Origin of the sequence: Paraburkholderia caribensis, assembly GCF_002902945.1 — a bacterium.
Taxonomy (GTDB): domain Bacteria; phylum Pseudomonadota; class Gammaproteobacteria; order Burkholderiales; family Burkholderiaceae; genus Paraburkholderia; species Paraburkholderia caribensis.
In genome coordinates, this window is the sequence record NZ_CP026102.1 from 115,766 (window position 1) to 133,489 (window position 17,724).

General features: G+C 63.1%; 19 protein-coding genes. 5 read left to right on the plus strand and 14 right to left on the minus strand.

All coding sequences use genetic code 11. The features are described 5' to 3' along the window. Positions 1 to 205 precede the first annotated feature (205 nt). Together C2L66_RS16955 and C2L66_RS16960 are read left to right on the plus strand one after the other, a co-directional pair. Entirely contained in the window at positions 206 to 478 is a 273-nt protein-coding gene (locus C2L66_RS16955) for an AbrB/MazE/SpoVT family DNA-binding domain-containing protein (protein ID WP_035999527.1), read from the plus strand. 8 nt (positions 479 to 486) lie between these two features. Beyond that, complete coding sequence (locus tag C2L66_RS16960; RefSeq protein WP_054933104.1) at positions 487 to 831, plus strand: type II toxin-antitoxin system PemK/MazF family toxin; 345 nt, start codon at positions 487 to 489, stop codon at positions 829 to 831. A 12-nt stretch (positions 832 to 843) separates the two neighbouring features. Here the strand turns inward: C2L66_RS16960 and C2L66_RS16965 are convergent, their stop codons facing one another. Beyond that, positions 844 to 1,563, minus strand: a complete 720-nt coding sequence (locus C2L66_RS16965) for a GNAT family N-acetyltransferase (protein WP_082670408.1) — start codon at positions 1,561 to 1,563, stop codon at positions 844 to 846. A gap of 216 nt (positions 1,564 to 1,779) precedes the next feature. On the opposite strand from C2L66_RS16965, the gene C2L66_RS16970 reads away from it, so the two are divergent. From C2L66_RS16970 to C2L66_RS16980, 3 genes are all read left to right on the plus strand, one after another. Further along, the gene (locus C2L66_RS16970) at positions 1,780 to 2,994 is read left to right on the plus strand and encodes a DUF2252 domain-containing protein (RefSeq protein ID WP_054933103.1); all 1,215 of its coding nucleotides are present in this window, start codon (positions 1,780 to 1,782) and stop codon (positions 2,992 to 2,994) included. Positions 2,995 to 3,238: 244 nt separating this feature from the next. After that, on the plus strand, positions 3,239 to 3,565 hold the full coding sequence (locus tag C2L66_RS16975; protein WP_035999537.1) for a hypothetical protein: 327 nt from the start codon (positions 3,239 to 3,241) through the stop codon (positions 3,563 to 3,565). 157 nt (positions 3,566 to 3,722) lie between these two features. Continuing rightward, positions 3,723 to 4,307: a flavin reductase family protein gene (locus C2L66_RS16980; protein WP_060604404.1), complete on the plus strand. Its 585-nt coding sequence runs from the start codon at positions 3,723 to 3,725 to the stop codon at positions 4,305 to 4,307. An 8-nt stretch (positions 4,308 to 4,315) separates the two neighbouring features. On the opposite strand, the gene C2L66_RS16985 is transcribed toward C2L66_RS16980, so the two are convergent. The 13 genes from C2L66_RS16985 to C2L66_RS17045 all read right to left on the minus strand — a co-directional run bounded on the left by C2L66_RS16985 (position 4,316) and on the right by C2L66_RS17045 (position 17,630). Continuing rightward, positions 4,316 to 5,161, minus strand: coding sequence for an AraC family transcriptional regulator (locus C2L66_RS16985; protein ID WP_060604401.1), 846 nt, complete (start codon positions 5,159 to 5,161; stop codon positions 4,316 to 4,318). An 89-nt stretch (positions 5,162 to 5,250) separates the two neighbouring features. Then, positions 5,251 to 5,610, minus strand: a complete 360-nt coding sequence (locus C2L66_RS16990) for a nuclear transport factor 2 family protein (RefSeq protein ID WP_054933100.1) — start codon at positions 5,608 to 5,610, stop codon at positions 5,251 to 5,253. Then, positions 5,607 to 7,076 (minus strand): DHA2 family efflux MFS transporter permease subunit, encoded by a 1,470-nt coding sequence (locus C2L66_RS16995; protein ID WP_060604398.1) that lies wholly within the window; start codon positions 7,074 to 7,076, stop codon positions 5,607 to 5,609. Before C2L66_RS16995 ends, C2L66_RS16990 begins: the two co-directional genes overlap by 4 nt. Before the next feature lie 130 nt (positions 7,077 to 7,206). Continuing rightward, complete coding sequence (locus tag C2L66_RS17000) at positions 7,207 to 7,878, minus strand: glutathione S-transferase (RefSeq protein WP_060604396.1); 672 nt, start codon at positions 7,876 to 7,878, stop codon at positions 7,207 to 7,209. 123 nt (positions 7,879 to 8,001) lie between these two features. Then, entirely contained in the window at positions 8,002 to 9,225 is a 1,224-nt protein-coding gene (locus C2L66_RS17005; RefSeq protein ID WP_060604393.1) for a dienelactone hydrolase family protein, read from the minus strand. A gap of 75 nt (positions 9,226 to 9,300) precedes the next feature. Continuing rightward, positions 9,301 to 10,941, minus strand: a complete 1,641-nt coding sequence (locus C2L66_RS17010) for an AMP-binding protein (protein WP_054933096.1) — start codon at positions 10,939 to 10,941, stop codon at positions 9,301 to 9,303. Positions 10,942 to 11,008: 67 nt separating this feature from the next. After that, positions 11,009 to 11,407 carry a RidA family protein gene (locus C2L66_RS17015; RefSeq protein WP_054933095.1) on the minus strand — a complete coding sequence of 133 codons (399 nt, stop codon included), beginning with the start codon at positions 11,405 to 11,407 and terminating at the stop codon, positions 11,009 to 11,011. Continuing rightward, positions 11,404 to 11,847, minus strand: coding sequence for an acyl-CoA thioesterase (locus C2L66_RS17020; protein ID WP_060604390.1), 444 nt, complete (start codon positions 11,845 to 11,847; stop codon positions 11,404 to 11,406). Before C2L66_RS17020 ends, C2L66_RS17015 begins: the two co-directional genes overlap by 4 nt. Beyond that, positions 11,844 to 13,040, minus strand: a complete 1,197-nt coding sequence (locus tag C2L66_RS17025) for an acyl-CoA dehydrogenase family protein (RefSeq protein ID WP_060604386.1) — start codon at positions 13,038 to 13,040, stop codon at positions 11,844 to 11,846. The genes C2L66_RS17020 and C2L66_RS17025 overlap by 4 nt, the downstream gene beginning before the upstream one ends. A gap of 2 nt (positions 13,041 to 13,042) precedes the next feature. After that, positions 13,043 to 13,894 carry an enoyl-CoA hydratase family protein gene (locus C2L66_RS17030; protein WP_054933092.1) on the minus strand — a complete coding sequence of 284 codons (852 nt, stop codon included), beginning with the start codon at positions 13,892 to 13,894 and terminating at the stop codon, positions 13,043 to 13,045. Positions 13,895 to 13,924: 30 nt separating this feature from the next. After that, a complete protein-coding gene (locus tag C2L66_RS17035) occupies positions 13,925 to 14,482 on the minus strand; it encodes a MarR family winged helix-turn-helix transcriptional regulator (protein WP_060604385.1) in 558 nt (185 codons plus the stop codon). After that, positions 14,479 to 15,258 carry an SDR family NAD(P)-dependent oxidoreductase gene (locus C2L66_RS17040; RefSeq protein WP_060606992.1) on the minus strand — a complete coding sequence of 260 codons (780 nt, stop codon included), beginning with the start codon at positions 15,256 to 15,258 and terminating at the stop codon, positions 14,479 to 14,481. The genes C2L66_RS17035 and C2L66_RS17040 overlap by 4 nt, the downstream gene beginning before the upstream one ends. Continuing rightward, positions 15,258 to 17,630 (minus strand): bifunctional salicylyl-CoA 5-hydroxylase/oxidoreductase, encoded by a 2,373-nt coding sequence (locus tag C2L66_RS17045; protein WP_060604384.1) that lies wholly within the window; start codon positions 17,628 to 17,630, stop codon positions 15,258 to 15,260. The genes C2L66_RS17040 and C2L66_RS17045 overlap by 1 nt, the downstream gene beginning before the upstream one ends. Positions 17,631 to 17,724 lie beyond the last annotated feature (94 nt).

Here is a 17,724-nt window from a genome sequence, read left to right on the forward strand (position 1 = left end):
GGCCGCCGCCGATGCGAAATTAGCTACGCGAATGCATCGGTCATCTGAACCACCCAATCGCACGTAGATACAGCGTTGACACATCAACTCGCGCCGCGTAGCATCACAGTATCTACATTGTAGATACGCGCGGCGCTTCTGCTCCCTCGTGGGGGTTACAAAGGAGGCAATCGTGTATCTGGATTTCTCGGGCGAAGGTGGGGCTATGGCTATTCAGACAATCAAACGGTGGGGCAACAGTCTTGCGGTGCGCATTCCCGCAAGCCTGGCGGACGAACTGCACCTGCGCGAAGATCAGGAAGTCGACATGGTGGTGGCGGATGGGGCGCTCGTCGCAACGCCTGCCATCAGGACGTTCAATTGGGACGAGTATCGCGAGCAACTCGCGGCGCGGCCCGGCGACGTGCATCCGACCATCAATCCTGGCGTGGCGGTGGGCTCCGAACTTGCCGATCCGACAGGCCAGGACGACTGGTAAGGAGCAACATGAAGAACGGCGTTCCCGAAATCGGCGATGTGTGGTGGATCAGGCTCGAACCCGTGGTTGGGCACGAGCAGGGCGGTAGTTATCCTCGGCCCGTGGTCGTGTTGTCGCACTACGAGCACAACGGTCCGGCACAGCGCATCGTCGCGGTGCCGTGCACGTCGAAGATACGCGGCTTTGCGACGGAAATTCCCGTCTCCGCATTGCCAAAGCCGTGCGTTGCGCTGATCGACCAGATCACGACGCTCGACTGGGTGGCGCGGCGCGGCGAATTCAGGGAAGAGCGGATCGCGCAGCCTGAACTGGACGCGATTCGCCGCAGTTTGAAAGCATTCCTGATGATGTAACGGTGTCCCGTGTTACGGGCGTTGTGCGGCAATGCACGCCTGCAATGTGCGGCGCTGCGTGCCTTGCGCGTCGAAGTTCGCTTCGTCGAGCCATTGCGCGAAACCGGCGCGCAACGCCGGCCATTCGCTGTCTATGATCGAGAACCACGCCGTATCGCGGTTTCGGCCTTTATAGGTCACGGCCTGACGGAAGATGCCTTCGTACGTGAAGCCGAAGCGGGCCGCCGCGGCGCGCGAAGGCGCATTCAGCGAATCGCATTTCCATTCGAACCGCCGGTAGCCGAGTTCGTCGAATATGCGCTGCATCAACAGGAAGAGGGATTCCGTTGCCATGCGCGTCTTTTGCAGACGCTGCGAAAACACGACGAAGCCGACTTCGATTACGCCGTTTGCCTTGTCGATGCGCATCAGCGAAAGCGTGCCGATGGCTTTGCCTGTCGCGAGATCGATGACGGTGTGATGCAGCGGGTCGGGGGAAGCCGCGCAGGACGTGAGGAAGTCGCGGTACGCTTCGCGCGTGTCGAACGGGCCTACCGGAAGATAGGTCCAGTCGCGGCCGTCGGGCGCGGCGCTGTAGGCCTCGTACAGGTCATCCGCGTGGCGTTCGACGTCGACCCGTTCCAGCCGGCAGTAGTGGCCTGTCATCGGCTGATCGCCGGGCGCCTTGGCGGGCTGCCACTGTGGCATGGGCTCGCCGATAGCCTGGCCGTATTCGTTGACTCGTTGCACCACGTCATTCTCCCGTCGCGTGTACCGCTGAAGTATGCCAAGCGGGCACGATACGGCAAAGGCCGCGCGCCCGTAAGAACCAGGTGAGCGCGATTCGATGGAGCCAGCATCGCGGTGTGTCGCTACCGGCCATAGAAGGCGCGCGGATTGCGAACGTTGGAAGTGAAAGGCTGTCGGTACAGAATGATCCTGATCATTCCCCATTCGTGAGAGGTCCGCATGCTCGACGTTGCCGATGAAATCGCCCGGTTCAATGCGGGCCGTGACCCCGACCGCCTCGCGATGAAATACGCACGCATGCGCACGTCGCCATTCGTGTTTCTGCGCGGAACCTGTCATCTGTTCTACAAGCGTCTGTCCAAAGGCACGGTGCTGGACGGGTCGCCGCGCGCGTGGATCTGCGGCGACATGCATCTGGAGAATTTCGGCAGCTACAAGGGTGACAACCGGCTCATCTATTTCGACATCAATGATTTTGACGAGGCGTGTCTTGCGCCGTGCCTGTACGAAATGATCCGCTTGCTGTCGAGCGTGCTGGTGGCGGCCGACGACCTGAAGCTGAGCCGCGCCGAGGCGCTCGCACTCTGCCATACCGCTACCGACGCTTACGCCGCCGCGCTGCGTTTCGGCAAGGCGCGCTGGATCGAAGAGGAGACGGCCGAGGGCATGGTCGGCGAACTGTTTGCGGCTTTGCACCAGCGCTCGCGCGCCGATCACCTGAACCGGCGCACCGAGCTGAAAGGGAAAAAGCGCACGCTGCGCGTCGACGGCAAAAAGGCGCTGTCTGTCACGGGCGAAGCACGCGCCAGGGTCGTCGCGTTCATGAACGATTTCGCGAAGCGCGAGCCGAATCCGCAGTTCTACGAGATCATCGACGTAGCGCGCCGCATTGCGGGTACGGGCAGTCTGGGCGTCGAACGCTATGTGATTCTCGTCGAAGGCAAGGGCTCGCCCGACGGCAATTACCTGCTCGACATGAAGCTGGCGTTGCCGTCGGCCACCGCGCCGAACGTTCACACGCCACAGCCGAAATGGGGCAGCGAGTCCGAGCGGGTCGTCGAGATTCAGCGGCGCAATCAGGTGGTGTCGCAGGCCTTTTTGCATGCCGTCGAGTTCGAGCGGCGGCCGTTCGTGCTGCGCGGCCTGCAGCCATCGGAGGATCGCGTCGCGCTCGATAACTGGAACGGCAAGCTGCCACGGCTGGAGTCGGTCGTGCGCAACATGGCCGAACTGGTCGCGTGGGCGCACTTCCGCAGCAGCGGCAGGCAGACTTCCGCAATCGCCGACGACCTGATCGCGTTCGGCGAAGACAGCAAATGGCAACTGTCGCTGATCGACCTCGCGACGCAGTGCGAAGCGCAGGTGGTCAGCGACTGGAAGGCATACTGCGAAGCCTTCGATCGCGGCGCGTTCAAGCTGAACGCGAAAGCGTGAACTTCGGGTTCGAACGTTCTGGACCTTACGTTCGAAAAATCCGATTATATTGCGGGCTTTACGGCGACATGCCAGATGTGTAAATCTGGTGGTGCGTCGTGTCAAAAGTGCGTGATTTTTTCCGGGGTCTTTCGCCCTGCAAGTCCCGGACCGCGCCAGTACCCGGCGCCGCGAGCGGGCGCGTCACCCGTAAGGCATAAACAATGCCTCCCTATGAGTCACTTCCACGACTGGAGACGGCACTATGGAAATCGAAGCGACCGCATGGTTCCCGCTGGACGACTATGCGCCTGTGCGAGACGGGTGGTACGAGGTCCAGCTGGTGAGCGGCGACACGGCATTCGCTAAATTCATCGAAGGCGGATGGACCGAAAAGCCGCTTCTCGTGTTCACCGCCTGGCGAGGACTGAGCGAAGATCCCGCCCGCGTGGACGAACCGGAAACCATCGACGCGGAAGCGACGGCAGCCGAGGGCGTGCGCGCCGCATGGAACGCCTTCTTCCCCGGCGCGAATGGCGAAGCGCACAAGCCGCTCGACGTCACGCACGGCAAGCCACCCACTACACATTGAATTTGCATCCAGGTGGATCTGCGGGCGGCGCATTGGCGCCGCCGTTTTTTATCCGGTTTCCTGGCGGTTTGCGCGGCCCTTTGCGGCTGCGGCGCGCAACCTTCGTGTTTTGCCCGGCTTCGCTAGAATGCAGCGATCCATATCGCGAAGGCCTCTCATGCAATCATTCCGGCAACCCGTCCATCTGACGCGCGCGACGCGTCTTCTGAACCATGGCCCCGTCACCCTGATCACGAGCGCGCACGCCGGTCGCTCGAACGTGATGGCGGCTTCGTGGGCGATGCCGCTGGATTTCACGCCGCCCAAAGTGGTCGTGGTGATCGATGCGAAGACATTGACGCGGCAACTGGTCGAAGCGAGCGGCGTGTTCGGCCTGCAACTGCCCACGCGCGGCTTCGCGCGCCATACGCTGGCGGTCGGCTCGAACGCCGGCGTCGAAATCGACAAGTTCGCGGCGCTCCAGCTCGCGACGTTTCCCGCCGAAAAGATCGATGTGCCGATGCTGGAAGGCTGCGTGGCGTGGTTCGAATGCAAGGTGATTCCCGACGACGCCCAGCGGCACGATCTGATCCTCGCCGAAGTGGTCGCGTGCTACGCGGACACCCGCGTCTATTCGGACAACCGCTGGCACTTCGGCGACGACCACGACATGCGCACCTGCCATTACGTCGCGGGCGGCACCTTCTTCGAAACGGGCGACACCTTTGAAGTCGAAGCCGCGCCCGTCAGCGGTACGCGCTGATTCGCGCTTCAGTGCTTCAGCGGCAGCCAGATTTCGACGCCGCCCATGCCCGTCACGGGATTGAACTGCTCGCTGTAGCGCTCGAAGTTCGGCGCATCGGCGGGTGCGTGCCCGGATTCCGGCAGCCATTTGTTCCAGATCGTGTTCCACGTGCGGCGTATCGTCGAAATGTGCTCGCTGTGCGTGAACACCGCATAGCGCTGTGCACCGATGCGCACGCGGCTGAGTTCGTCGGGCAAGCCCGAGAAGTCCGCCACTTCGGCGCCGCACAGGTAGTCGAAGTTGCCGGAATCGTCCGCGTTGTAGCAGACGCCGTACGCGACGCGGCCGACCTGTCCGGGCACCTTGCCAAAGATCGCGTTGAAGCGCTGCCATTGCGCGGGAATGCCCGAACTGCTCTCACAGTGGTAGCGCTCGCTCGATCCCGCGACGAGCAACGGTTTGCCGTCCACGAAACGCGGCGGCTCCAGATGGGCAAGAAGTGATTCATCCATTTTGATCGGCTCCACGAGTGCGAGGTTGTCGAGATGACCTTGCGCGCGCAACGCTTCGGGCGTGAGTCCGAACTGCTCGCGAAACGCGCGCGTGAATGCCTCGTGAGAGCCGTAACCCGCATCGACTGCGACGGCGAGGATATCCGGCGCGCCGCGGGCCAGCTGCCGCGCCGCTTCCGTCAGGCGGCGCGCGCGCACGTAGCGCATCACCGCGTGGCCGGTTGCCGCTTCGAACGCGCGCGACAGATGAAAGCGCGAGACGCAACCGCAGCTGGCGATATCGTCGAGCGACAGTTCCTCGTGGAAGTGGCTTTCGATAAACCACAACGCCTTTCCCGCAGGGTTTCCGATCGGGTTCATACGGACTCTCGTTTCGGCATGAACCCAGCATATCGGCTGGACGGATGGCTCATTTGATCGTGCTTGCGGTGTTGCGGATGCGGCGCCCGTCAATCCGCCGATACATCTTTCGCAGGCGAGCCGAAATAAACCTGTACTTCGACGATCTTCCCGTTCTCGACCCGGAAGAACTCGGTATTGCGAAACGCCCCGCGATTCACCGGCTTGCACGCGTAACGCACGAATGCTTCGTCGCCTTCGCTGAACAGCTTCTCGATCTGAAAGAACTCGACCTGTCCGTTGAACGGCCAGCAGCGCTCGAAGTATTCGCGGCGGTCGATATGGTCGTCGCGCGGACTGGTGAAATGAAAATCGGCGGCGAGGATCGCTTCGATCGCCGCGCGGTCCTTGTGCTGATACGCCGCGAAGGCGCGGCGAACCAGATCGGGAACATCCGTGGCCTTGCTCATGGCGATTGCTCCATTTGCTGCTTCAACGTGTCGTCGTCGCGCTGCCCTTGTGCGGCGGAGGGTAAGCCGGGCCGCAGCAACGCGCCGCCAATCGTCGCGGCCATGGCCGCGAAAATCGCGCCGACGAGAAACGCAACGTGATAGCCACTCGCGAGCGCGGCGGGCGTGTCGGCCTGCTGCGCGCCGCTGCTCGCCGATTGCGCGGCCGCGAGACTTGCCAGCACAGCGAGCCCCAATGCGCCGCCCATCATGAACGACGTGTTGACGATGCCCGACGCGAGCCCGGAATCCGCAGGATCGACGTCGCTCATTGCGGCCAGCAGCATCGGATTGAAGGCGACGCCCGCGCCGATGCCGAGCAACACCATGCCGGGCAGCACATCGACGACGAAGTGTCCGTCGACGGGCGCGCGCGCAAACAGCAGCAAGCCGAGCGCCGCGAGAAACAGGCCAACGGCGAGCGGCCGCCGGATGCCGAAGCGCATCACCATGCGCGCCGACAGGCCGAGCGAGAAGAAGCCCATGATGAGGTTCGCGGGCAGGAACGCGAGGCCGACTTGCAACGGCGTGTAGCCGAGCACGCGCTGAAGATACAGCGCGGAGATGAAGAACCACGCGAACATCGCCGCCGCCCACAGCACGCCGACTACATTGGCCGTCGCGACGTTGCGCAGCGTAAAGAGCTTGAGCGGCATCAACGGATGCACGACGCGTGCCTCGATGATGAGAAACGCGCCGAGCAGCGCCAGCGCGACGACGATCAGGCCGACGGTTTGCGCGGATAGCCAGCCCGCCTCGTTGCCGTTGACGATTGCGTAGACAGCCAGCATCAGTGACGCAGTCACCGTTGTCGCGCCCGCCACGTCGAGCCGTTCCCCGTGCGCGTGCCCGCGGCCCGCGGGCATCAGCGCGATACACGCCCCATACACGGCGATGCCGATGGGCAGATTGACGAGGAAGATCCAGTGCCAGCTCAGCAGATTGGTCAGCAATCCGCCGAGCAGCACACCGATGCTGCCGCCGCCCGCGCACACAAAGCCGTAGACGCCCATCGCCTTGGCCCGCTCGCCCTCTTCGGTGAACAGATTCATGATCAGCGACAGCGAGACGGCAGACACGACCGCGCCGCCCAGACCTTGAATGGCGCGCGCGCAAACCAGCATGACCTGCGAATTCGCGAGTCCGCACGCGAGCGACGCCAGCGTGAACAGCGTAATGCCAGCGAGGAACAGCTTGCGGTGTCCGTACAGATCGCCGAGCCTGCCTCCTAGCAGCAGAAAGCCGCCAAAGGTCAGCATGTACGCATTGACGACCCAAACGAGCGCGGTTTCGGAGAAGCCCAGATCGGCCGCGATTGACGGCAGGGCGACGTTGACGATCGTCGTGTCGAGCACGATCATCAGCACGCCCATGCAGAGCACGATCAGTGCGAGCCAGCGTTTATTGCCTTCGATGTTATGCGTCATGCGTGCGCGTCCTCCATGGCTGTCGATGCGCGTTCAGTCTAGTCAGCGTTCGCGCCAGACCGCAACCAAAAGCCTTGCGCGCACCGCTCTTCTCTAGACGACGAGCGAAGGCGGTCGGAATCGACACGGATCAGCTCAATAAATCGTACTTGCCGCCGCGTTCGAGTGCGCGCTGATACGCGGGCCGGGCATGGATCGTGTCGAGAAAGCGGGCGACAGACGGATATTTCGCATCGCGGTTGCCGCGTGCCGTGGCGGCTTCGAGCGGGAAGCTCATCTGGATATCCGCGGCTGTGAATTCGTTGCCGGCGAACCAGCCGGTTTTGCGCAGCGAATCTTCGATAAAGCCCATATGCAGCGCCATCTGCGGATCGATGAAGGTGGATTGCAATGTCGATGAAATTTTCTTCGCAATCGGCTTCGCGAAGAACGGCATCGGCGCGCTGCCGATGCGCAGCGCCACCAGCTTGAGCAACAGCGGCGGCATTGCCGAGCCTTCCGCATAGTGCATCCAGTATCGGAACTGCTGGCGCTCGGGCGTGCCGGCAGCCGGTTCGAAGCGGCCCTGACCATAACGCTCGAGCAGATACTCGAGGATCGCGGCGGATTCGGCGAGGGTCTGACCATCGTCGGTGACAACGGGCGACTTGCCGAGGGGATGAACGGCGCGCAGTTCAGGCGGCGCGAGCATCGTCTTCGGGTCGCGCTGGTAACGCTTGATCTCGTATGGCACGTCGAGTTCTTCAAGCAGCCACAGCACGCGCTGCGAACGGGAGTTGTTCAGGTGGTGGACGGTCAGCATGAGTGGGCGGCGAGTCGCGCGGAGGGGCCGGGTATCGGCGGAGCAAACATCATACGAGGCCGCACGAGAGGGCGGCCTCTATTCATCACGACATCACGACGCTCTACGTTGCGCGCGCAACCATCACGCCGACCACTTGTCGCCCATCAGCTGATTGGACGGCAGCTTCTCATCGAGCAGTTTGCGCGCGCTCTCGATGCCCGCAACCGGCAAGCCCTTTGGATCGAGCAAGCCGACCTGCACGAGCACGGAAGCCTGATCCCAATAGATGTGCTCGTTATACAGCTTGTCGCCGCGAAAGCAGACGACCGCGAGCATCGGCACCTCGAAATATTTGCCCGTCGGCGCGACGCCCGGCAGCAGCCAGTCGATCTCGCAACTATGCGTGCAGGCAAAGATGAATTCATCGACGATACGATCGGAATCGATGGTCCGCGAAATCGGAATCAGCTTCGTGTCGGGTGGATTCGAGTTGACGAAGTGATTCGTATAGAAGCGCTTGAGATTGTCATAACCGACGCCGCCCGTCATGGTCGGCACGTGATTGACATACGGTTGCGCGATCATGGTCGGCATCACGGCTTCGACGTCCCGCGTCGCGAACTCGAAATAGCAGTGCTGTTCCCACAGCGTGTTCAGATCGTAGATCGGGCCGAGCACCTTGCGCAGCAGCGCGAGCGTGCGCGAGTACGCCATCATCGCGGCGGGCTTGTCGTATTGCGGGCGCGCGGGCGCGGCGAACGCATGATCGCAGCCGGGATACACATACTGCTCGATGTTGGGATGCGCGCGAAGCGCGGCCATGATCTGCTCGCGCACGGGCGGCGGGCAGTACGCGTCGTTCTCGGGGAAGTGAAACACCATCGGGCAACGAATGTTCTTCACTTCGTCCAGATACGCTTCGAGCCCGACGCCGTAATAGCTCACGGCGCAATCGACGTCCGTGCGCGCCGCCGCGAGCAGCGCGAGCTTGCCGCCCAGGCAATAGCCGACCGTGCCGATCTTGCCCTGTTGCTCGGGCAGCGCGCGCAATGCATCGAGCGTTGCAGCGATGTCCTGCACGGCGAGATCGACATCGAACTTCGCGTGGAAGTCGAGCGCGCGCTTCATGTCGTCGCCGTCGTAGCCGAGCACGACATTCGGCTGCATGCGCCAGAACAGATCGGGCACGAGCACGACGTAGCCTTCTTCGGCATAGCGGTCGGCCGTTTGCTTCAGATAGTCGTTGATGCCGAAGATCTCTTGCAGCAATACGAGGCCCGGACCGGACCCCTGCGCGGGGCGCGCCATGTACGCGTTGAAACGGCCGCCATCGCGAGCGGCGACTTCGATAAAGGAACCGGCCATCAAATGCTCCTCGATTGTGGGACGACGGGGACTGCGCGCGTCGCCGCTCGCCGTTATCGAATGAAGCGTGAAGCGCTACATCGCACGCAAAGCGAACCGCTTGAGCTTGCCGGTTTCCGTGCGGGGCAGCGCGTCGGTGAAGGCGACGACGCGCGGATACTTGTACGGCGCAACGGTATTCTTCACGAATTCCTGCAACTCCGCGACCAGTTTCTCATCGCCGCGATAGCCCGCATTGAGCACGACGAACGCCTTCACGATCTGTCCGCGCGTCTCGTCCGGTACGCCGATCACGCCGCATTCGGCGACGGCCCGGTGCTGCATCAGCACGCTTTCCACTTCCGGGCCGGAGATGTTGTAACCCGCCGAGACGATCATGTCGTCGGCGCGCGCCTGATAGAACACGTAGCCGTCGGCGTCGAGATAGACGGAGTCGCCGGGCATGTTCCAGCCGTCACGCACGAACTTCAACTGACGGTCGTCGGCGAGATAGCGGCAACCGGTCGGCCCGCGCACGGCGAGCTTGCCGAGCGTGCCGGTGGGCACGGGCCGCATGTCGTCGTCGACGGCTTGCACGATGTAGCCAGGCACGGCCTTGCCGATTGCGTGCGGCCGTACATCGTGTCCCGCCGACGAGATGAAGATATGAATCAGCTCAGTGCCGCCGATGCCGTCGATCATCTCGATTCCGCTCGCTTGGCGCCACAGTTCGCGCGTCGAGTCGGGCAGCGCTTCGCCTGCGGACACGGTCTTTTTCAGCGACGCCATGTCGAAGCGCGGAATCAACGGCGCCATCTGCCGATAGAAAGTCGGTGCGGTGAACATCACGGTTGCATGAAAGCGCTCGACGTTTTGCAGCAGCGTTTCGGGCGTCTGCTTTTCGATCAGCACCGTCGATGCGCCAGCGCGCAACGGGAAACATAGCAGCCCGCCGAGGCCGAACGTGAACGCAAGCGGCGGCGTGCCGCAGAAGATGTCGTCGGCGGTAGGCTTCAGGATGTAGCGCGGGAACAGATCGCACATCGCCAGCACGTCGCGATGGAAGTGCATGCAGCCCTTCGGTGCGCCCGTCGTGCCGCTCGTGAAGGCGATCAGACAGACGTCGTCGGCGGCTGTGTCGCAGGCCTTGAATTCGGCTGGCTTCGATGCCGCCAGTGTTTCGAGCGAACCCGCTGCGTCGTCGTCGTGAAAGATCAGCGTGTCTTTCAGGCCTTCACAAAAGTACTCGTCGCCTTGCGTCGTGCAGCGCGCGAGTTCTTCCGTCAGACGTGTGTCGCACAGCGCCGCGCCGATTTGCGCCTTGTCGATGATCTGCTTGAGTTCTTTTGCGCGCAGCAACGGCATGGTCGGCACGACGACGAGACCCGCCTTCAACGCCGCGAGAAACGCGACGGCCATCTGCAACGTGTTCGGCCCGCGCAGCAGCACGCGGTTGCCCGGCCGCAAGCCCATCTCGTCGATCAGCACGTGTGCGCTGCGGTTGACCATTGCGAGCAGTTCGCCGTAAGTGGTCGCATGCGGCTTGCCGTCGATGTCGGACCAGATCGCAGGCCGGTCGCGATGCCCGTTTTCGACGGCGCGATCGAGCAGTTCAGTCGCGCAGTTGAAACGCGCCGGATAAGCGACGTCCGGATTGTCGAGCAGGAACACAGGCCATTGATCCTGCGGCGGCAAGTGATCGCGCGCGAAAGTATCGACGTGAGCTGACGGTTCCATCATGAAACTCCCCTGCCATACGTGCGTGATGTGCGGAATGGTTTGAACTGTGCGACTCGAACGCGGCCTAGTCGGTAATCACGGCTGTTGCTTCGATTTCCACTTTGGCGTCGTCCTCGATCAACGCGACGACCTGAACAGCGCTCATCGCGATGTCGTAGTCGCCGATCAGCTCGCGAAACGCCTGGCCGATCTCCTTGAGCGACGCGAGGTACTCGCGCTTGTCGGTGACGTACCACGTCATGCGCACGAGGTGCCCGGGTTGTCCGCCTGCTTCGCGCAGCACGGCGAGCACGTTGCGCAGCGCCTGGATTGCCTGTTCGGCGAAGCGCTCGCTCGTCATGCGCGCTTCTTCGTTCCAGCCGATCTGTCCGGCGATGTACACCTGCGTGCCGCTCGCCGCCACACCATTGGCATAGCCCTTCGGCTTGACCCAGCCTGCAGGCAGAAGCGATCGTTTTTTCATGAGCGTTGCTCCTCGGATTGAACGGCGTGCGGCGCGAATGCCGCGAGCGCGGCGGCGATGTCGTCGGGAATATCGATGGACTGGCCGCTTTCCAGCGATGTCGTCACCAGCACTTGCGCCGAGCGAAAGCGCACTTCATCCGCGCAACGCGCGACGATCGCGACGCCGATCGAACGGCGTCCGATGCGCGTGACGTCCAGCGCAAGCGTGATCGTTTCGCCCATGCGGCTTGGCCTCGAAAACTCGCAATCGAGCTTCACGATAGGCAGGCCGACGCGGCGCGTCTGGATCATGTGCGCGTAGTCGATGGCAAGACGCTCGTTGAACCACTCTTCGACGAGCATGTTCGTCATCACCAGATACTGCGGAAAGTAGACGATGCCGGCCGGATCGCAATGTGCGAAGCGGATGCGCATCGGCATGTCGAACGTTGCGCTCATGATTCGCGTTCCTGCTGCGCAGCCGCGTGCGCCTTGAGCAGATCGCGTCCGACGATCAGTTGCTGCACTTCCGTCGCGCCTTCGTAGATGCGCAGCGAGCGAATCTCGCGGTACAGCCTTTCGACTGTCGTGCCGCTTTGCACGCCCATGCCGCCCCACAGTTGCACGGCGGCGTCGATGACCTGCTGCGCGCCTTCGCTCGCGTGCCACTTCGCCATCGCGGCTTCGCGCGTGATGCTTTCGCCCTGGTCGCGTAGCCACGCGGCGCGATAGACGAGCAACGCGCTACTGTCGATCGTCAACGCCATCTGCGCTAGCCTGGCCTGCGTCAACTGAAAATCGCCGAGCGTCTGGCCGAACATCTTGCGCGACGCGGCGCGTTCCAGGCCTTCCTGCAAGGCGCGCCGCGCAAAGCCCAATGACGCCGCTGCAACCGACGTGCGGAAGATATCGAGCGTGCGCATCGCGATCTTGAAGCCTTCGCCAGGCGCGCCGAGCATCTGGCTGCGCGGCACGCGTGCATTGGCGAAATGCAGACGCGCGAGCGGATGCGGTGCGATCACGTCGATGCGTTCGGCGATCTCCAAACCGGGCGTGTCGGCATCGACGATGAATGCACTGATGCCGCGCGCGCCGGGTGCTTCGCCTGTTCTTGCAAACACGACGTAAAAGTCTGCGATACCGCCGTTCGAGATCCATGTCTTGTCGCCGTCGAGCACATAGCTGTCGCCTTGTGCACGCGCCTGCAGGGCCATTGCCGCAACATCGGAACCCGCTTCTGGTTCTGACAGCGCGAACGCGGCGATGGCTTCGCCTTTTGCGACGCGCGGCAAATAGCGCGATTTCTGTTCATGCGTGCCCGCCAGCGTGATCGCGCCCGAACCGAGCCCTTGCATGGCGAGCGCAAAGTCCGCGAGGCCGTCGTGTTTCGCAAGTGTCTCGCGCAGCAGACACACGGCGCGTGTGTCGATCGTGTCGCCATGCCCGCCGTATTGCGTACCGCCGACGCCATACTTCAACCAGCCCGCTTCGCCCAATGCGCGCACGAGCTGGCGGCAGGTCGTGTCGGCGTCGTCATGCGGCACATGCGCGAGATGCTGCACGGCCCATGTTTCCATTGCTTCGGCCAGCTCACGATGACGCGCCTCGAAGAACGGCCAGGCCAACGCGCTGTGAGGATCGTTGGGCTTCACAGTCAGTCTCCTTCGAACACGGGACGCGACTTCGCCGCAAACGCGCGATACGCGCGCTCGAAATCGCGCGTCGTCATGCAGATGGCCTGCGCCTGCGCTTCCGATTCGATCGCTTCGTCGATGCTCATGCTCCATTCCTGGTGCAGCATCTTCTTGGTGACGCCGTGCGCGAACGTCGGGCCGGCGGCGAGATCGGCGGCGAGCTTCGATGCTTCGTCGAGCAGCGCTTCCGGTGCGCACAGGCGGTTGTAGAAGCCCCACGCGTAAGCTTCCTCGCCGCTTGCGGAGCGCCCCGTGTACAGCAGTTCGGCCGCGCGCCCCTGGCCGATAATGCGCGGCAGGATCGAACACGCGCCCATGTCACAACCGGCAAGGCCCACACGCGTGAACAGAAACGCGAGCTTGCTGCGCGCGGTGGCGAGGCGCATGTCGGAGGCCATCGCGAGAATCGCGCCGGCGCCTGCGCAGACGCCGTCGACAGCCGCTATGATGGGTTGCGGGCAATGCCGCATCGCTTTCACGAGGTCGCCTGTCATGCGCGTGAAGAGCAGCAGTTCGGGCATCGGCAGATCGATCAGCGGCGCGATGATGTCGTGCACGTCGCCGCCCGAGCAGAAGTTGTCGCCTGCGCCGTGCATGACGACGACCTTCACGTCGGTTGCATAAGCAAGTTGCCGGAACAGATCGCGCAACTCCGCGTACGATTCGAACGTCAGCGGGTTCTTGCGCTCGGGGCGATTCAGCGTGATCGTCGCGACGCCCGCGTTGACGGACCAGCCGAAGTGCTTCGCCTCATACGCGGCGAGCGTCGTGCGATTGCCGGCCAGCAGGGCTTCGGCAGCGGAACGGGTCATCGTTGTCTCCTCTTTTGCGGATGTCGCGCGTCAGCTTTTGATCGTGTTCAGCAGATGCTGCTTGAGCTTGCCGAGCTTCTGATGCGTGTGCGATTTCTCATCGAGATCGAGGCCGCCGAACATCTCGACCACCCACTGCTCATGTGCGACGGCCATTTTGTCGAACAGCGCGCGGCCTTCAGGCGTGAGACGCACGCTGATCGAACGGCGGTCGTTCGGATCGGTGTCGCGCGCGACGAGCCCTTCTTTTTCCAGTTGATCCGTGATGCCGGTGATATTGCCGCCCGTCACCATCAGGCGGCGCGACAGTTCCGTCATCTTCAGACCTTCGGGATGACGCTCCAGCTGCGCCATCAGATCGAAGCGCGGCAGCGTCGTGTCGAACTCGTTGCGCAGACGTTTGCGCAATTCCGCTTGCACCAGGTTGGTCGTCGTCAGCATGCGTAGCCACAGACGCAAACCCATGTGGCTGTCCGCGCCCGTGCTCATTTCCATGTCCACGACGTTCTCCGCGGGTTTCGCAATGCCTTTGCGCGCCGGTTTGTTCTCGGCGGCGTCGGACGTTTTCTTCTTTGCAATATTGCTCATGTGACTTCTCCGCCTGAAACGGAAACAGATTGACCTGTGATGGATTCGGAGCCGGGCATGCACAGCCACAGCACGGCATTCGCGACTTCGGCGGGAGCGACGAAGCGGCGCTGCGGGTTGTTGCGCACGAGAATGTCGCGCGCTTCCTGCTCGCTGCGGGAAGTCTTCGCGGTGATCTGGTCGAGCGACGCGCGCAGCAATTCTGTTTCCGTGTAGCCCGGACATACGGCGTTGACGGTGACGCCCTTCGTCGCGACTTCGAGCGCGAGCGAGCGCGTGAGGCCGATCACGCCATGCTTGGCCGCGCAGTAAGCGGCGACGTACGCGTAACCGATCTGTCCCGCCGTGCTCGCGACGTTGACGATGCGCCCGTAGCCGCGTTCGAGCATCGACGGCAATACGGCGCGCGTGCAGAGAAACACGCCCGTCAGGTTGACGTCGAGCATGCGTTGCCACAGCGCCATATCGGTGTGTGCGAAGGGTGACGCTTGCGCCTGGCCGGCGTTGTTGACGAGCACATCGACCGGACCTGCAATCGACGATGCTTCAGAAAATGCCTTGTTTACAGCGCTTTCGTCGCACACGTCGACGCTGACGCAGGCCGCGATCTCGCCATATGCGCCCAAGGTTTCGCGCTGCGCGGCAAGACGTTGCGCGTCGCGTCCCATCAGCGTGACGCGAGCGCCTGCGCGAACGAGCGCTTGCGCCGTCGCTGCGCCGATGCCGCTGCCGCCGCCCGTCACGACGGCGTGCTTTCCTGCAAGGGTGTTGTTCATCAAACCGTTCCCTCCGCGCGTTGCGCGCGTTCGAGCGGCGAAAGCCGCGCACTCTCGGCGGCTTGCGCCCGTTCGCGTTCGTAGTTGCGTTCGAGCTGCGACTTGGCTGCCGTGTATTGCTTCGGCCAGTTGACGTCGAAGTAGCCGATCTTCGCCGCCTCGTTCAGCGTCCACGACGGATTCGCCAGATGCGGCCGCGCGACCGCGCACAAGTCCGCGCGGCCTGCTGCGATGATGCTGTTCACGTGATCCGCCTCGGAGATCGCCCCGACCGCGATCGTCGCGATGCCCGCCTCGTTGCGGATGCGATCGGCGAACGGTGTCTGGAACATGCGTCCGAACACCGGCTTTTCTTCCTTGCTGACCTGACCCGACGAGACGTCGATCATGTCCGCGCCCGCCGCCTTGAACGCGCGTGCGATCTCGACGGCGTCGTCGGGCGTCGTGCCGCCGTCGACCCAGTCGTGCGCGGAAATTCGCACTGAGATCGGCTTGTCCTGCGGCCAGACCTTACGCATCGCAGCGAACACTTCAAGCGGGTAGCGCAGGCGATTCGCGAGCGAGCCGCCGTATTCGTCAGTGCGATGATTGGTGAGCGGCGAGAGGAAACTCGACAGGAAATAGCCGTGCGCGCAGTGCAATTCGAGCCAGTCAAAGCCGGCTTCCGCAGCCATTTCCGTAGCGCGCACGAATTGCGTTTCGATCTCGCGCAGTTCCGCATGGGTCGCTTCGCGCGACCATTGGCTCACGCCGCGCAGGTATTGCTGCGGCGATGCCGACACCAAAGGCCAGTTGTCGTCGGGCAAGGGCTGATCGATGCCTTCCCAACTGACGCGCGTCGAAGCCTTCGCGCCTGCGTGGCCGAGCTGCATGCCGATCTTCGCATCGGATTGCGCGTGCACGAACTGCACGATGCGGCGCCACGCGGCGAGATGCGCGGGCGTGTACATGCCGGGGCATCCCGGCGTGATGCGCGCTTCGGGCGACACGCACGTCATCTCGGTCATCACGAGTGCCGCGCCGCCCATCGCGCGTGCGCCGAGATGCATCAGGTGATAGTCGCCCGCGACGCCGTCGACAGCCGAATACTGCGCCATCGGCGAGACGACGATGCGGTTCTTCAACGTCACGCCGCGTAGTTTGAACGGCGTGAACATGGGCGGGACGGAGCGCTGTTCGGGCGCGCGTTCGATGCCCGCGCGAGCCGCGAGCCAGTTTTCGAATGACGAAAGGTAGCCGGGATCGCGCTCGCGCAGGTTCTCGTGCGAAATGCGCTGCGAGCGCGTCAGCAGCGAATACGCGAACTGCTCCGGCTCGAAAGCGGTGTAACGGTCGACATGCTCGAACCATTCCGTCGAATTGCGCGCGGCGTTCTGGATGCGCAGCACGTCCACGCTGCGCACTTCCGTGTAGTGCGCGAGGGCGGCGGCGAGATCGTGCGGATGTGCGTCGATGCTGTTCGCGAGTTCGATCGCGTCTTCGAGCGCGAGCTTGGTGCCCGAGCCGATCGAGAAATGCGCGGTGTGCGCGGCGTCGCCCATCAGTACGACGGGTACGCGTTTGCCGTCGGCGCCTGTTTTCCAGTGCGCCCATTCGCGATTGACCACACGTGGAAAGCGAATCCATTGCGACGAGCCGCGCAGATGGCTCGCGTTCGACATCAACGGATGGCCGTCGAGGTACTTCGCAAAGAGTCGCTCGCAGAATGCGATGCCGTCTTCCTTGCTCATTTCGTCGAGTCCGGCCGCGCGCCAGACGCGCTCGGGTGTTTCGACGATGAACGTCGACGTCTGGTCGTCGAAGCGGTACGCGTGCGCCTGGAACCAGCCCCATTCGGTCTTTTCGAATGCGAACGTGAAGGCGTCGAAGAGCTTGTTCGTGCCGAGCCACACGAAGCGGCAGTCGCGCATGTCGATGTCGGGTTGATAGGTCGCGGCGTATTTCTGGCGGATGGCGCTGTTCAGGCCGTCGCTGGCGATGATGAGATCGGCGTCGTAATCGTCGTCGTTCGTGACCTGGGTTTCGAAGACCAGCTTCACGCCGAGTTCTTCGCAACGCGCCTGCAGGATGTTCAGCAGCCGCTTGCGGCCGATGCCGCAAAAGCCGTGTCCCGACGAGCGTACTTTCGCGCCGCGAAAGTTGATTTCGATGTCGTCCCAGTGGTTGAACGCGTCGAGGATCATGTCGGCGCTCCTGGCGTCGGCGGCGCGCAGATTGCCTAGCGTCTGGTCGGAGAACACGACGCCCCAGCCGAAGGTGTCGTACGGCCGGTTGCGCTCGACGACGACCACCTCGTGCGCCGGATGCCGGTGCTTCATCAACAACCCGAAATACAGGCCAGCCGGGCCGCCGCCGATACAGACAATGCGCATGCTGGTTCCCCAACGTGTGTGCTCGGCTTTACTTTAGGTTTTGATAGTTTAGGTGTCAAGTAAATTTCGGCGAAAAGGCTGAGCGAGACCTCGG